Genomic DNA, 15,373 nt, shown 5'->3' on the forward strand with positions numbered 1-15,373 from the left:
GGCAGCACCGCCCCCGCCACCCCGACCGCCGCCGCCCCGGCCAGGAACCGCGCCCGACTGATCCCCTTGGTCTTCTCCATAGGGCCACTGTGGCGAGCGCGAGCCCGGACGGCTGTCGGCCGATGGTCTACGGCCCGGCAACCAAGGAATGACATCCGGCGTCGATCTACTGAGGGGATCTTCCCTGTCCGTCGAACGAAGGAGAGCGCGATCTTAGCCCGACGTACCCTTCTCACCGCCTCGGCCGCCACCCTCGTGGCAGCCGCCCCGGCACATGCCGCCGACGACGTCTCACGGCGCCTTCGTGAACTGGAGGCCCGACATGGCGCCCGCCTGGGCGTGTTCGCCCGCGACCTCGGCACCGGCCGCACCGTCCGGTACCGCGGCGGCGAACTGTTCCCGATGTGCTCGCTGTTCAAGACCCTGGCGTCCGCGGCCGTGCTGCGCGATCTGGACCGTGACGGGGAGTTCCTGTCCCGTCGGATCCACTACACGGACGCCGATCTGCCGAAGGAGGGCTCGGACAAGACCCGGGAGCATCTGGCCGACGGCATGACGGTCGCCGAACTCGCCGAGGTCGCCATCACCTTCAGCGACAACGGGGCCGGCAACCTCCTGCTGCGTGAGCTCGGCGGCCCGACCGCCGTCACCCGCTTCGCCCGCTCCCTCGGCGACCCGGTGACCCGCCTGGACCGCTGGGAGACCGAGCTCAACTCGGCGGAGCCCTGGCGGATCACGGACACGACGAGCCCGTACGCGATCGGCCGGACCTATGGCCGGCTGGTCCTCGGTGACGCCCTGGACCGCCGCGACCGTGAGCTCCTCACGCACTGGCTGCTGAACAACACCACGAGCGGGACCCGGCTGCGCGCCGGGCTGCCGAGGACATGGACGGTCGCCGACAAGACGGGCGGTGGTTCCTACGGCACCAACAACAACGTGGGCATCGCCTGGACACCGCAGGGCACCCCGCTCGTGCTGGCCGTCCTGACGACGAAGCCGGAGCAGTCCGCCGCCCGCGACGACGAGCTGGTCCGGGACACGGCCGAGCTGCTGGCCGACGCGCTGAGTTGACGGGGAAGCACTGCCTCGGCGTGACCCCCACCACCCGGTGGAGGGCGGCGGTGAAGGAGCCGGCCGTGGCACAGCCGACGCGGTGCGCCACCGGTTCGACCGGGAGGCCCGTCTCGGCGCCGAGGAGACGGGCCGACGTCCGTGCGCCGGCGCCGACTTGGGTCCCCCGGTCGACCAGGGTCCGCGCGTCCGCCGGGTCGGCCGTAAGCGCCCGCGCCACGGCCAGGGCGCGCGGATCACGGGGCGGGGGAACCGCGACACTGGTCACCGGCACCGGGCGCAGCTCGTCGAGCGGCACCGCCTCCGCGCGCGAACGGGCCTGCGGTGCGAGGTCCGTTCGGACGAGATGGCCGTGGATGTCCACCGGAAGTCGGGGAGCCTACGCTTCCGCGCCCGCCGCCTCCGAGAACCGCCGCACGTACCGCCGCTGCCACGGCGTCTCCACCGCCCGCCGGTGGTAGTGCGCCCGCACATACCCGACGGCCTCGTCCGCCGGTACGCCGTCCAGGACCGCGAGACAGGCCAGCGCCGTCCCCGTACGCCCGCGTCCGCCCCCGCAGGCGACCTCGACGCGTTCCCCCGCGGCCCGCTCCCAGGCCTCGCCCAGCGCCGCGCGAGCGGCCGGCCGGTCCGTCGGGAGGCGGAAGTCGGGCCAGCGGATCCAGTGGAACTCCCAGGGGACCGCGGGTGGTTGGTGACCGAGGAGGTAGAGGGCGTACGAAGGGGTCGGCGGCCCCGCGGCGAGCGGGTACCGAAGGCCCCGGCCCCGCACCAGCCTGCCGGACGGGAGTCGCAGTACTCCCTCGGTGTTCTCGTCCCATTGCTCCACGGGCCCATTCGACCACGCCCCGCTCACCCTTGTGTGCCGGACTCCGCCTCGCGCAGCGCCGTCTCCAGGAGGGCGCCCGCCGCCCAGCGCATGACGTCCTTCGCCTCGTCGCGGTCGAGTTCGCAGACGTCGCGGGTGGTGATGAGGGCCTCCGCGCCGTAGACGAGCGTGACGGCCATGGTCAGGCGGCGGTGGAGGTCGGGCGGGAGCGTGTCGGCGAGGGGTTCGAGGGCGGTGCGGGTGATGTCCATGCGCAGACGGTTGCGGGTGGGGATGTCGCTCGCGTCCTTGTCGGACGGTTCCGTCCAGCGCTCCAGCGAGGCGCGCAACACCGCCCGCCACACCGCCTCGTCGTCGAGCTGGAGGTCGGCGACCCGGGACACGGTCAGATCGAGCCGCTCGGCCGGGTCCGCGGGCAGGTCGGCGACGGCCTCGAAGCCGCGGGCGACGCTCTGGGTCTCCTGGAGCAGTTCGCCCGGGTGGGAGAAGTAGCGGTAGGCCGTGGCCACCGACACCCGGGCGCCCTCGGCGGCGTCGGCGATCGTGACCTGCCGGCCCTCGCGGACCAGGGCGACGGCGGCGTCGACGAGCGCGCGGCGGGTGCGCAGCTTCTGGTTGCGGCGCCCGTCGGCGGCCGGTGCGCCGCTCGTGCTTCCGGTGCGCCCTTCGCTCATGAGAATTTCCTCTTGTCGTGAGAAACTATTCTCATTACGGTATCACCGTCTCACCAACGGGGGCCGCGACCCTGACCCGGTGCGCGGCATGACGAGAGGGGGTGCCCCTTGGGCACCATGACACCCGCCGACATGGAAGTACTGATCGGGACACACATGCTGGCCGAGGAACAGGGGGACCCTGATCGCGCGGTCTCCGTCTACACCGAGGACGTCGAGCACGACGTCGTCGGCTTCCCGGGCGACCCGATCCACGGCGTCCAGGCCGCCCTGGACCGCTACCACCAGCTGATCGAGGACCTCCGCGTGGAGAAGGCGGAGCGCACCCACACCTACTACTCGGACGAGGCCGCGACCGTCGAGGACCTCATCACCGCCGTCGTCACCGGCGCCTTCCTCGGCATCCCGGGCAACAACCGCCGGATCACCTTCCGCATGCTGCACGTCTTCGAGTTCAAGGACGGCAGGATCTCCCGCGAGAACGTGTGGCTGGACGGGGCGTCGATCGCCGCACAGCTGACCGCCGCGGCCTGAGCCGGACCACCACCATGTGCCGCGCGCCCTCGCCAGGGGGTGCGCGGCACACCCGTGCGCGGCGCCGGCCCCCGGACACCGCTTCCGCTGCCACCATCCGGTGGAGGAGGGTGAGCAGACCCCCGGCCTGGTACGCGTACGCCAGAACCACGAGAACAGGGAGCCCTGATGACGATCCCCGCCCCGCTGACCGGTGTCGTCCCGCCCGTCTGCACCCCCCTGACACCGTCGGGCGAGGTGGACGTCCCGTCGCTGCTCCGGCTCGTCGACCATCTGGTGGAGGGCGGGGTGCACGGGCTGTTCGTGCTCGGTACGTCGTCGGAGGCGGCGTATCTGACGGACCGGCAGCGCCGGTCGGTGGTGGAGACGGTGACCGGCCATGTGGGCGGCCAACTCCCGGTGCTGGCGGGCGCGATCGACATGACGACACCCCGGGTGCTGGACCACGTGGCCGCGGTGACGGCCGCGGGTGCGGACGCGGTGGTCGTCATCTCGCCCTTCTACACGAGCACGCACCCCGCGGAGATCGCCCGCCACTACCGCCTGATCGCCGCCGCGAGCCCGGTACCGGTCCTCGCCTACGACCTCCCCGGCGCCGTCCACACCAAGCTGCCCGCCGAGCTGGTGCTCTCCCTCGCCGCCGAGGGCGTACTGGCCGGCCTCAAGGACTCCAGCGGGGACCTGGGCGCCTTCCGCGAAGTCGTCGTCGGCGCCAGGACCCGCGGTGACATCAACGGCTTCAGCGTGCTCACCGGCTCCGAACTGATCGTGGACGCCGCCCTCGCGGCGGGCGCGGACGGGGCGGTACCGGGGCTCGCGAACGTCGATCCGCAGGGGTACGTACGGCTGGAGCGGCTCTTCCGGGCGGGCGACCGGGAGCGGGCCCGGGTGGAGCAGGAGCGGCTGTGCGCGCTGTTCGGGATGGTGCGGGTGGGGGATCCGGGGCGGATGGGCGGCAGTTCGGCGGCGCTCGGGGCGTTCAAGGCGGCGCTGCACCTGCGGGGGGTCATCGCGTCTCCGGTGATGGCGGAACCCCAGGTGCCGTTGTCGCAGGCGGAGGTCGAACAGGTGGGCAAGTTCCTGGCGGCGGCCGGGCTGCTGTAGGCCGGCGAGGCTGAGCGGGGCGGGCGAGGTCAGCCGAACGACGGCACATCACCGCTCAGCCGGCGGAGCGCTCAGCCCTCGCGCACGGTCCCCGGTGTGACCATCCCCGACTCGTAGGCGACGATCACCAACTGCGCCCGGTCCCGGGCGCCCAACTTGCCCATGATCCGGCTGACATGGGTCTTCGCGGTCAAGGGGCTCAACCCCAACGCCTCGGCGATCTCGGTGTTGTTGAGCCCCCGGCCGACCAGCACGAGTACCTCACGCTCACGCTCCGACAGGCACTCCGGACCGCCCGAGAGCACCGGGGCCGACGTCGGTGCGTGGCTCAGCAGGCGGGCGATCAGGCGGGCCGTCGGGCCGGGCGACAGCAGTGACTCCCCCGCCGCCACCGTACGGATCGCGTCGAGGAGCTCCGCCGGTCTGGTGTCCTTCACCAGGAACCCCGACGCGCCCGCACGCAACGCCTCCACGATGTACTCGTCGGTGTCGTACGTCGTCAGGACCAGCACCTTCACGTCGGCCAGTTCCTCGTCCGCCGCGATCAGCCGGGTCGCCTCGATGCCGTCGAGGTCGGGCATCCGGATGTCCATGACGACGAGGTCGGGCCGTGCGCGCCGCGCCAGGTCCACCGCCTCCCGGCCGGTCCCCGCCTCCCCCACCACCTCCATGTCCCGTGCCGACTCGACGAGCATCGCGAACGCGGCCCGCACGAGGGTCTGGTCGTCGGCAAGCAGCACCCGGATCGTCATACGGCCCTCTCCAGCACAGTCGTCAACGGCAGTACCGCCGTCACCGCGAACCCGCCCTGCGGCCGCGGCCCGGCGTCGAGTGTGCCACCCACGCTGCGGGCCCTCTCCCGCATGCCGACGAGCCCGAAGCCGGCCCCTTCGGAACCGGCCACCGGGCCCGTGCCGTCGTCGGTCACCGACAGCCGCAGGGCGCCCTGCTCCTCGTAGAGCTCGACGGAGATCGCCGGTTCGGGTCCCGCGTGCCGGACCGCGTTCGTCAGTGCCTCCTGGACGATGCGGTAGGCCGCCGCGCCGACGGCGGGGGGCGCCTCGTGGATCCGTACCGTCCGCTCGACCCGTGCCCCGGTCTGCCGGGCCGTCTCCACGAGGTCGGACAGGCCGTCGAGTCCGGGCAGCGGGCCGCGGACCTCCCCGACGACGCCCTGTTCGCGCAGCACCTCCAGCGTCGTACGCAACTCGCCGCGCGCCGAACGGCAGGTCTCCGCGATGTCCTCCAACGCCTTGGCGACCGTCTCGCGGTCGAGGCGTTCGGGGTCCGTGGCGAGCACATGCGCGGCCACCGAGGTCTGCACGCCGATCAGGGTGATGCTGTGGGCGAGCAGGTCGTGCAGGTCCCGGGCGATCCGCAGGCGTTCCTCCGCCACCCTGCGCCGGGCCTCCTCCTCGCGGGTGCGTTCGGCGCGTTCGGCGCGTTCGACGATGGCGCCGATGTAGTTGCGGTGCACGCGGACCGCCTCACCGGTGATCGCGCACGCCAGGATCCAGCCGGAGATACGCATCAGCTCGATGCCCCGGTCCGGGTTGATGGTGGTCAGCATGATCACGCTGAGGACGAGCAGGCTCGGCACCACGGCCAGGGTCCGGCGCCGCGGTCCGGCCACCGCGAGCGAGTAGATGGCGACCATCGTCACCGCGATCAGCCCGGAGTGGGCGTTGCCCAGCGAGTGGTAGGTGCCCTCCACGACGATGAGCGCGAGGAGCGTCCCCATCGGGTAGTGCCGCCGCCAGGCGAGTGTCAGCGCCGAGAGGCCGAACAGCGTCCAGCCGCCGACGTCCGGCGTGTGCGCGTCGGTGCCCTGCGCCACGAACGCCAGCGGCACCGACGCCAGGCCGACCCCCACCGCGAACAGCCAGTCCCGCAGGGCGGGCCGGACGAGGCGGCGGCCGGGGCGGGCGAGTTGCTCCTTGGTGGTCACCACGTGCTCCATCCTCGCCGATCCGGCCCGGGGCCGGACCCCCTGGGCATGAGCCCGGAGGTCCGGCCGGCCGCGCACACGCTGTTCAGCGCGCCCCCGCGGGCTCCGCCACCGGCTCGGGCAACTCCTCGCCGCCCGCGTCCGGTTGCCTCGACAGCGCGCCCGGCCACCACACCTTGCGCCGCAGCGCCACGCTCGCGCTGGTGACCAGGTACGTGCGGACCAGGAAGGTGTCGAGGAGCACCCCGACCGCGATGACGAAGCCCAGCTCCACCAGCTGGAGCATCGGCATGCTGGTCAGCACCGCGAACGTCGCCGCCAGGACCAGGCCCGCCGAGGCGATCACCCCGCCCGTCGTCCGCAGTGCGATCAGCGCGGCCTGTGCCGGTTCGGTGCCCTTCAGGGACTCCTCGCGCATGCGGTGCATCAGGAAGATGCCGTAGTCGACGCCCAGGGCGACCAGGAAGACGAAGGACAGCAGGCCGAGCCCCGGGTCCGTGCCCTCGAAGCCGAAGACCGGGCCGAAGACCAGTCCGCCGATGCCGAGCGCCGCGCCCCACACGGCGACCACGGCCGCCACCAGGATCAGCGGCGCGACGACCGACCGCAGCAGCGCGATGAGGATCAGCAGCACGGAGGCGAGCACGAGCGGTACGACGACCAGCCGGTCCCGGGCGTTGGTGTCCTTCAGGTCGAGCTGCTCGGCGCTCGGTCCGCCGACGTAGGAGCCGTCGAGACGGTCGCGCAGCGCCTTGATGGTGGCGGTCTCCCCGGCGGACTGGGGTGCGGAGGACGCGGTCACGGAGATCTCCGTCCAGCCGTCGCCGCTGCGGCCGCGCTCCGCACCGGCCACCCCTCGTGTGTCCTCGGCCTCGGCCAGCACCGCGGCGGCCCGGTCCGTGGGGGCGATCACCACGATCGGCTGGGTACCGCGCTCCGGATAGGCCTTCCCCAGGGTCTCCATCGCGGCGACCGCCTCGGGCCTGCTGGTGAAGGAGTCCTCCTGCTTGAGGCTGCCGGGAAGGTTCAGCGCCCCGAGCGCCAGGGCGCCGAGCAGCACCGCGCCGCCCGCGAGCACGGTCAGCGGCCGGCGCCCGGCGGAGCTGCCCATCGCGGCGAACAGCGACCGGCGGACCTTGGGCGTGCTGCCGTAGCGCGGCACCAGCGGCCAGAAGACGCGGCGGCCGAGCAGGACGAGGATCGCGGGCAGCAGGGTCATCATGGCGGCCAGCGCGCACAGGATGCCGACCGTGCCGAGCGGGCCCATGCCCCGGCTGGAGTTGAGATCGGCGGCCAGGAGGCAGAACAGGCCCGCGGCGACCGTCCCGGAGGAGGCCAGCACCGCCGGTCCACAGCCCTTCAGCGCGGCGAGCATCGCGTCGTAGGGGCGCTCGATGCGCCGCAGCTCCTCGCGGTACCGGGAGACCAGCAGCAGGGCGTAGTCGGTGCCCGCGCCGAACACGAGGATCGTCATGATGCCGGAGCTCTGACCGGACACGGAGGTCCCGAACCCCTGGTTCAGCCCGTAGGCGACGCCCATCGACAGATAGTCGGCGATGCCCGCGACGGCGAGCGGCACCAGCCACAGGAACGGGCTGCGGTAGATGAGGATCAGCAGGAGCGCCACGACCCCGGCGGTGGTGTAGAGCAGGGGTCCGTCGAGGGAGTTGTAGACCTCGCTGGCGTCGGTGGCGAGGGCGCCCTCGCCGCCGACCTCGACGCTCAGTCCGTCCTCGCCGCGGGCGATGTCCCGTACTTCGCCGACGAGTTGGTCGCGCTTCTCCTCGTCGGTGCCCGGCTCGGTGCTGGCCACCGGGTACATCAGGGTGGTGCCGTCCTCGGACGGGACGCCCTGCGGCTTCGCGGTGAGCGGGTGCGCGCTCGCGATCTCGGAGACCTGGTCGGCGGCCGTGGCCCTGTCCGCGGCGGTCAGTCCGCCGTCGCGGTGGTAGACGAGGACCATCTGGGTCGTCTCGCCGCCGGGCAACTGGTCCTGGATCTTGGCGACCTGGGTCGAGTCGGCGCTCGCCGGCAGATAGTCCACGGCCCGGTCGCGCTGCACGTCCGCGAGCTTCGCCGCGAACGGCGAGGTGAGCGCCAGCACGGCGATCCACAGCCCGAGCACGAGCCAGGGCACGGCACGCCGTCCCCTGATGGTTGTCCTTGCGGCCCCCATGAGTCGGGCCTCCCCTCCGTCGGATGTCTGGTTCGGGTTCCAGACTCCCGGCGGCCGGAGGCCGATTCGTCGGGCGGCAGGGCGAGTTGGGGGTTACTGCGGAGGGCGTCCTTCAGGGGCCGTTACTCCCTGGGGAGTACCGGAGGGAGTAACGGAGGAAGCAACAGAGGGAGTACGACGACGTACGCGATGGTGGAGGCGATGGTCACGACGGTGTGCGCGCCGCCACCAGCAGTCGCGTCACGTCGTCCGCGCAGATGGTGAGCGCGGCGCCGACCGTCGCGAGGGCGTCCCGCTCCGCGGGGGTGTACGGCCCGTCGGCGAGGGCGATCCGCGCGCCCTGGAGGAGGATCGACTCCCGGCCGCCGGGGGCGAGGTGCGGGGCCAGCGGGTCCAGCGCCTCGTGGAGCTCTATGGCCAGCCCCGCCCCGCAGGGCTCGCCGAAGACCCGTCCGGTGTCCGCGGCCAGCGCGTCGACCAGCGCCCCGAGCTGGTCCTCCGTGCAGTCGTCGAAGCCGGCGCCGCGGACCGTGCAGGCGGCGGCCTCCAGGGCCGTACGGGAACAGGTGCCGCCCGCGGCGAGCACCGCGAGGGCGACGGTGTGGACGGCGTCGCGGAGCATCGCGGAGAAGCGGGTGGTGGTCGGGTGGTCGAGGACGTCGGTGCCGAAGTGGCTCTTGCAGGCGGCGCACTCCACGACCGGGCCGGTCTCGCCGCGCGGCAGCACGGGCATGCCGAGGAGGGTGAAGCGGCGCCTGCCGGTCAGCCGCTGGTAGTTGCGGTCGCCGCCGCAGCCGGGGCAGAAGAACTCCCCGTCGCCCACAGGCGTCCACGCGGTGCGGGTGCCCAGAAGGCGCGCAGCACTGGCGGCCTGGCCGTTTCGTCCCCGTCCTGGCAGCACGTCGCACCTCCGCGTAACGGCACGGCAACATCGCCGTGCTGGCGTGATGTTAGCCACATCACGCACCCGCAGTCAGCACCCAGGACGAGACCTTCCCGTGACCCACACAGCAGATTGGCCGAAAAGCGCCGGACACGGTAACGCACCCAGGGGCGCGGGGCTGTGTGGATCTGCGGCTACCGCCGCGTGGGCGCGACCAGCCACAACCGGCCCGCAGCCGCCCCACAGCCCCCCGCGGCACCCTCTTAGCGCGCAGCCCTGTTGACCGCCGAGACGACCGCCTTCAGCGACGCACGAGTCGTGTTCGCGTCGATCCCGATCCCCCACAGGATCTTGCCGTCGATCGCGCATTCGATGTACGACGCAGCCTGCGCGGACGCGCCCTCGCTCATCGTGTGCTCCTGGTAGTCCAGCAGCCGCACATCGATCCCGATGGACTGCAGCGCGTCGAAGAAGGCCGAGATCGGACCGTTCCCGGACCCGGTCAGCACGGTGTCCTGACCGTCGACCGTGGCCTCCACCTTGAGCGTGTCCACGCCGTCGGTGTCGGTGGTCGACTGGTTGTTCTTGACCTGGACGCGACCCCACGGGTTCCCGGGGTTCGGCAGGTACTCGTCCTGGAAGGTCGCCCAGATGGCACCGCCGGTGACCTCGCCGCCCTCGGCGTCGGTCTTGGCCTGGATGATCTTCGAGAACTCGATCTGCATCCGGCGCGGCAGGTCGACCTTGTGGTCGTTCTTCAGGACGTACGCGATACCGCCCTTGCCGGACTGCGAGTTGACGCGGATGACGGCCTCGTAGGAGCGGCCGACGTCCTTGGGGTCGATCGGCAGGTACGGGACGGCCCACTCGATGTCGTCGACCGTGACCCCGCGAGCGGCCGCGTCGGCCTCCATCGCGTCGAAGCCCTTCTTGATGGCGTCCTGGTGGGAGCCGGAGAAGGACGTGTAGACCAGGTCGCCCACGTACGGGTGGCGCGGGTGGACCTCCATCTGGTTGCAGTACTCCCACGTGCGACGGATCTCGTCGATGTCGGAGAAGTCGATCTGCGGGTCGACGCCCTGCGAGAACAGGTTCATGCCCAGGGTGACCAGGTCGACGTTGCCGGTGCGCTCGCCCTGCCCGAACAGGCAGCCCTCGACGCGGTCGGCGCCGGCCATCAGCGCCAGTTCGGCGGCGGCGACGGCGGTGCCGCGGTCGTTGTGCGGGTGGACGGAGATGACGACGTGCTCGCGGCGGGAGATGTTGCGGCTCATCCACTCGAAGCGGTCCGCGTGCGTGGACGGCGTCGAACGCTCCACGGTGGCGGGCAGGTTGAGGATGATCTCGCGGCCCGGACCGGGCTGGTAGACGTCCATCACCGCCTCGCAGACCTCCAGCGCGAAGTCCAGCTCGGTGTCGGTGAAGATCTCCGGCGAGTACTGGTAGCCGAACTCCGTCTCCGGGCCCAGCAGCTTCTCGGCGTACTCCATCACCAGGCGGGTGCCGTCGACGGCGATCTGCTTGATGTCGTCCTTGGAGCCGCGGAAGACCACGCGGCGGAAGACGGGAGCGGTGGCGTTGTACAGGTGGACGGTGGCGCGCTTGGCGCCCTTCAGGGACTCCACCGTGCGCTCGATCAGGTCCTCGCGGGCCTGGGTCAGTACGGAGATGGTGACGTCGTCCGGGATCGCCCCGGGCTCCTCGACGATGGAGCGTACGAAGTCGAAGTCGGTCTGCCCCGAGGCCGGGAAGCCGACCTCGACCTCCTTGTAGCCCATCTTGACCAGCTGGTCGAACATCCGGCGCTTGCGCTCGGGCGACATCGGGTCGATCAGGGCCTGGTTGCCGTCGCGCAGGTCGGTGGAGAGCCAGCGGGGGGCGGCGGTGATCCGGTTGTTCGGCCAGGTGCGGTCCGCGATGTCGACCTGGTCGTACTGGCCGTACTTGTGGATCGGCATGGTGCTGGGCTGCTGGCGGTTCGCCATGATGCGGGGGCTCCTCAGGATGTCCGGAAGGACGGCCGACGACGCAACGCCAAGCTCCGCGGGGAGGGAGTCGACCTGGACTACAGGCCCTCGCCGCGGCAGCTAAGAAGAAGCAGCCCGAAACGCATGATGCGAAGCATGTTAGCCGAGCCGCTGCCCGTGCGGGGCGCTGTATCAGTATGCGGGACCGGGGGGATCAACAGGACAAAACGTGCGCCATACCACTCGGAGACGGCTTACCGGGCTCCTTATCCCCACATTTCACCAATCATGGTTGCGGGTAGTGACAGCGACATAACACAGTGCAATGGTGCCGGGCATGACGACTCACGGGGGCTACGAGCCCGTCTTCTGCACCGTCGTACCACCGCACGTCCTCGACAAGCTCGCCCAGGCCGAGGACCCCGCGCTCGCCGATCCCGCCCGCAAGACCCTGGAACGCGACGCCTTCGAGCGCACCCACCGCCGGCTGACCACGGTCGTCGGCGCCCCCTCCGTCGCCGCGCCGCCCGGCGCCGAGGCCGGCAAACCGCACCGCACCATCTACGACGCCCGGCACCGCACCGACCTGCCCGGCAAGAAGGTGCGCGCCGAGGGCTCGGAGCCCGGCAAGGACGCCACGGTCAACCGCGCCTACGCCGGCCTCGGAGCCACCTTCGAGCTCTTCCTGGCAGCGTACGAACGCGACTCCATCGACGGCGGCGGCCTCCCGCTGGACGCCACCGTCCACTACGAGGAGAACTACAACAACGCCTTCTGGAACGGCGAGCAGATGGTGTTCGGCGACGGAGACGGCGAGATCTTCCTCGACTTCACCATCCCGATCGACGTCATCGGCCACGAACTCACCCACGGCGTCACCCAGTACACGGCCAACCTCACCTACTTCGGCCAGCCCGGCGCGCTCAACGAGTCGATGTCCGATGTCTTCGGCTCCCTCATCAAGCAGCACACCCTCGGCCAGACCGCCGCCGAGGCCGACTGGCTCATCGGCGCGGGTCTCCTCGCCCCACGCGTCACCGGCTCGGCCCTGCGTTCGATGAAGGCCCCGGGCACGGCCTACGACGACGACGTCCTCGGCAAGGACCCGCAGCCCGCGACCATGGACGACTTCGTCCGCACCGGCCGCGACAACGGCGGCGTGCACATCAACTCCGGCATCCCCAACCACGCGTTCTACATCGTCGCCACCACCCTCGGCGGCCACGCCTGGGAGCGGGCCGGACAGATCTGGTACGACGTCCTGACCGGCGGCCGGCTCAAGAGCGACGCCCTGTTCACGGACTTCGCCGCGCTGACAGTGGAGGCGGCCAAGGACCGCTACCAGGACGGCGAGGAGTTCCAGGCCGTACTGAAGGCGTGGGAGCAGGTCGGGGTGCGCACGGCGTAGTTCCGTACTAGACACGGTCCCATGCGTATTCGAGTGAGCCGTACCGGTGGATTCGCGGGCATCGAGCGCCGTGCCGAGGTGGACACCTCGGGACGGCCCGACGCCCACGAGTGGCACGCCCTGGCCGAGAAGGCGCTCGCCGACGGCCGGGGCACACCGCCCGTCGGGGTGCCCGACGGTTTCGCCTACGAGATCAGCGTGGACGGCAGGACGGTGTACGCCGCCGACCCACGGCTGACCGAGGAGCAGCGCGGGCTGATCTCGCGGGTCCTGAAGGAAGGGGCGTAACCGGTTGTTCATTCCCGCCCGTTGACTTCCGTTACCAGCGGTACGGATGATCCGGCGCATGGCGACTCAAGAGCATCCGATACCCCAGTTCCCGGCCGGCTTCCTGTGGGGCGTCTCGACCTCGGCCCATCAGATCGAGGGCGCGGCGGAACTGCGCGAGCCCTCCGTGTGGGACGCCTTCACGGCCGAGCCGGGACGGGTGAAGGACGGCTCGACGGCGGCGGTGGCCGTCGACCACTACCACCGCTACCGCGAGGACGTGGCGCTCCTGGCCGGCCTGGGCGTGGACGCGTACCGCTTCTCGGTCTCCTGGCCGCGGGTGCGCGCGGAGGGCGGCCTGGACTTCTACGACCGGCTGGTCGACGAGCTGTGCGCGGCGGGCGTACGACCGGTGCCGACCCTCTTCCACTGGGACCTGCCGGTGACTCTGCAGGAAGGGGGCGGCTGGCTGGAGCGGGACACCGCGGCACGCTACGCGGAGTACGTCTCGCTCGTCGCCGACCGGCTCGGCGACCGCGTCAAGAAGTGGATCACCATCAACGAACCCGCCGAACACACCCTGTTCGGGCACGCGTTGGGCGCCCACGCACCCGGCAAGCAGCTGATGTTCGACGCGCTGCCGGTCGCCCACCATCTGCTGCTGGCCCACGGACTGGGCGTCCAGGCCCTGCGCGCGGCGGGGGCGACGGACATCGGCATCGCCAACTCGCACGGGCCCACGTGGGCGGCGTCCGAGGAGCAGGCGGACGTGGAGGCGGCGGCCTTCTACGACCTGCTGCTGAACCGCCTGTTCGCCGAGCCGGTCCTGCTGGGCGAATACCCGGACGGAATGGGCGACTTGATGCCGGGAGACGTGACGGCGGACCTGAAGGTCATCTCCGAACCCCTCGACTTCTACGGAGTCAACTACTACGCGCCGACCCGCGTGGGCGCCCCGCAGGGCGCCGACATCGAGTTCGGCGGACTGACGATCCCCGCCGAACTCCCCTTCTCCGTCCAGGAGATCGACGACGTCCCGGTGACGGACTTCGGCTGGCCGGTGGTCCCCGAGGGGCTCACGGAGCTCCTCACCGGCTTCCGTGAGCGCTACGGCGACCGGCTCCCGCCCGTCGTCATCACCGAGAACGGCTGCTCGTACGAGGGGGTCCACGACCGGGCCAGGATCGACTACCTGGACGGGCACGTGCGCGCACTGCACCGGGCGGTCGAGGCGGGGGTGGACGTACGCGGCTACTTCGTGTGGTCGCTGATGGACAACTTCGAGTGGGCCGAGGGCTACGCCCAGCGGTTCGGGCTCGTGCACGTGGACCTCGATACCCAGGAGCGGACACCCAAGGACTCGTACGGCTGGTACCAGGAGCTGCTCCGGGCCCAGAGATGACGACAGCTCTCCAGGAGCCCGTCGAGAGGGTCGGCCGGGGCTGGACGACGGCGCTCTCGCTGGCCAACGTGGCGATCTGGGTGGGCTGGTACGGCCCGCTCCAGATCCTGCTGGCCCGGCAGGCGGAGGACTTCGCGCCCGGCACCGGGATGTCGAAGGAGACCCTGCTGGCGTGGGTGGCCGGCGTGGGCGCGGTGGTGTCGCTGGCCGCGAACCCGCTCTTCGGCGCGCTGTCGGACCGGACGACGGCCCGGTGGGGACGCCGTACGCCGTGGATCGTGTCGGGCGCGGCGGGCGGGGCCCTGTCCCTGCTGGTGCTCGCGGGCGCGGGCGGGCTGTGGCTGATGATGCTCGGCTGGTGTCTGGTCCAGCTGACCCTCAACGCGGCCTTCGCGGCGGTGACGGCGGCGGTGCCGGACCGGGTGCCGCGGTTGCAGCGCGGTTCGGTGGGCGGCTGGCTGGGGGCGGCGCAGATCCTCGGCGCGGTCGCCGGTACGGGGCTGGCGACCGCGGCGGGCGGGATCGCGGCGGGGTACGTGGCCTGTGCCGTGTTCACACTGGCGGGCGTGCTGCCGTACGTGCTCCGGTACGAGGATCTGCGGCTGTCGCCCACCGACCGCCCGGCGTGGTCCGCGAAGGCCTTCCTGCGAGGGTTCTGGCTGAGTCCGCGCCGCTACCCGGACTTCGGCTGGGCCTGGCTGACCCGGTTCCTGATCAACCTCAGCAACGCGCTGGTGATCCTCTACCTCCTCTACTACCTGCGGGACCGGCTGCACCACGACGACCCCGAGCAGGGCGTGCTGATCCTGACCGCGGTGAACAGCGTGACGCTGCTGGCCACGGTCGTGGTGGGCGGCGTCTGGTCGGACCGGTCGGGCCGTCGCAAGCCGTTCGTGCGGTGGTCCGGGGTACTGATGGCGGCGGCCACGGCCCTGCTGTCGGTGTGGCAGACCTGGCCGGGCGCGATCGTCGTGGCGGCGCTGCTGGGCGTGGGCCTCGGGGTGTTCATGTCGGTCGACTTCGCCCTGATGACCGACGTACTGCCGAAGGCCCGGGACCGGGGCAAGGACCTCGGCGTCATCAACGTGGCCAACGCCCTCCCCCAGG

14 protein-coding genes are annotated in these 15,373 nt (G+C 71.6%); 7 read left to right on the top strand and 7 right to left on the bottom strand.

The annotated features are described in order from the left end of the window. The first annotated feature begins 177 nt into the window (after positions 1-177). The gene (gene bla, locus HLK59_RS41030) at positions 178-1,074 is read left to right on the top strand and encodes a class A beta-lactamase (RefSeq protein WP_171146764.1); all 897 of its coding nucleotides are present in this window, start codon (positions 178-180) and stop codon (positions 1,072-1,074) included. Positions 1,075-1,453: 379 nt separating this feature from the next. On the opposite strand, the gene HLK59_RS41035 is transcribed toward bla, so the two are convergent. Beyond that, positions 1,454-1,903, bottom strand: a complete 450-nt coding sequence (locus tag HLK59_RS41035) for a protein-tyrosine phosphatase family protein (RefSeq protein WP_346779931.1) — start codon at positions 1,901-1,903, stop codon at positions 1,454-1,456. A gap of 23 nt (positions 1,904-1,926) precedes the next feature. Next, entirely contained in the window at positions 1,927-2,577 is a 651-nt protein-coding gene (locus HLK59_RS41040; RefSeq protein ID WP_171146752.1) for a TetR/AcrR family transcriptional regulator, read from the bottom strand. A gap of 117 nt (positions 2,578-2,694) precedes the next feature. Between HLK59_RS41040 and HLK59_RS41045 the strand changes: the two genes are divergently transcribed. Both HLK59_RS41045 and HLK59_RS41050 read left to right on the top strand, forming a co-directional pair. Further along, positions 2,695-3,111, top strand: coding sequence for an ester cyclase (locus HLK59_RS41045; protein ID WP_240982935.1), 417 nt, complete (start codon positions 2,695-2,697; stop codon positions 3,109-3,111). A 168-nt stretch (positions 3,112-3,279) separates the two neighbouring features. After that, positions 3,280-4,215, top strand: coding sequence for a dihydrodipicolinate synthase family protein (locus HLK59_RS41050; RefSeq protein WP_171146754.1), 936 nt, complete (start codon positions 3,280-3,282; stop codon positions 4,213-4,215). Between the two features lie 71 nt (positions 4,216-4,286). Here HLK59_RS41050 and HLK59_RS41055 read toward each other — a convergent pair whose 3' ends face one another. The 5 genes from HLK59_RS41055 to leuA form a co-directional block, all read right to left on the bottom strand. Beyond that, a complete protein-coding gene (locus tag HLK59_RS41055; protein WP_171146755.1) occupies positions 4,287-4,967 on the bottom strand; it encodes a response regulator transcription factor in 681 nt (226 codons plus the stop codon). Continuing rightward, a complete protein-coding gene (locus HLK59_RS41060) occupies positions 4,964-6,163 on the bottom strand; it encodes a sensor histidine kinase (protein WP_346779932.1) in 1,200 nt (399 codons plus the stop codon). Before HLK59_RS41060 ends, HLK59_RS41055 begins: the two co-directional genes overlap by 4 nt. 85 nt (positions 6,164-6,248) lie before the next feature. Then, positions 6,249-8,339, bottom strand: a complete 2,091-nt coding sequence (locus HLK59_RS41065) for an MMPL family transporter (protein WP_171146757.1) — start codon at positions 8,337-8,339, stop codon at positions 6,249-6,251. A 205-nt stretch (positions 8,340-8,544) separates the two neighbouring features. After that, positions 8,545-9,240, bottom strand: coding sequence for a TerB family tellurite resistance protein (locus HLK59_RS41070; RefSeq protein ID WP_171146758.1), 696 nt, complete (start codon positions 9,238-9,240; stop codon positions 8,545-8,547). 245 nt (positions 9,241-9,485) lie between these two features. Next, positions 9,486-11,207: a 2-isopropylmalate synthase gene (gene leuA / locus HLK59_RS41075; protein ID WP_171146759.1), complete on the bottom strand. Its 1,722-nt coding sequence runs from the start codon at positions 11,205-11,207 to the stop codon at positions 9,486-9,488. A gap of 319 nt (positions 11,208-11,526) precedes the next feature. Between leuA and HLK59_RS41080 the strand changes: the two genes are divergently transcribed. The 4 genes from HLK59_RS41080 to HLK59_RS41095 form a co-directional block, all read left to right on the top strand. Then, entirely contained in the window at positions 11,527-12,597 is a 1,071-nt protein-coding gene (locus HLK59_RS41080; protein WP_171146760.1) for a M4 family metallopeptidase, read from the top strand. Between the two features lie 21 nt (positions 12,598-12,618). Beyond that, on the top strand, positions 12,619-12,885 hold the full coding sequence (locus HLK59_RS41085; protein WP_171146761.1) for a protealysin inhibitor emfourin: 267 nt from the start codon (positions 12,619-12,621) through the stop codon (positions 12,883-12,885). Between the two features lie 46 nt (positions 12,886-12,931). Continuing rightward, on the top strand, positions 12,932-14,266 hold the full coding sequence (locus HLK59_RS41090) for a GH1 family beta-glucosidase (protein WP_171146762.1): 1,335 nt from the start codon (positions 12,932-12,934) through the stop codon (positions 14,264-14,266). Then, a partial coding sequence (locus tag HLK59_RS41095; protein WP_171146763.1) for an MFS transporter occupies positions 14,263-15,373 on the top strand: 1,111 nt, incomplete at its 3' end. The genes HLK59_RS41090 and HLK59_RS41095, both read left to right, overlap by 4 nt.

The organism is Streptomyces sp. S3(2020) (assembly GCF_013044505.1).
Classification (GTDB): domain Bacteria; phylum Actinomycetota; class Actinomycetes; order Streptomycetales; family Streptomycetaceae; genus Streptomyces.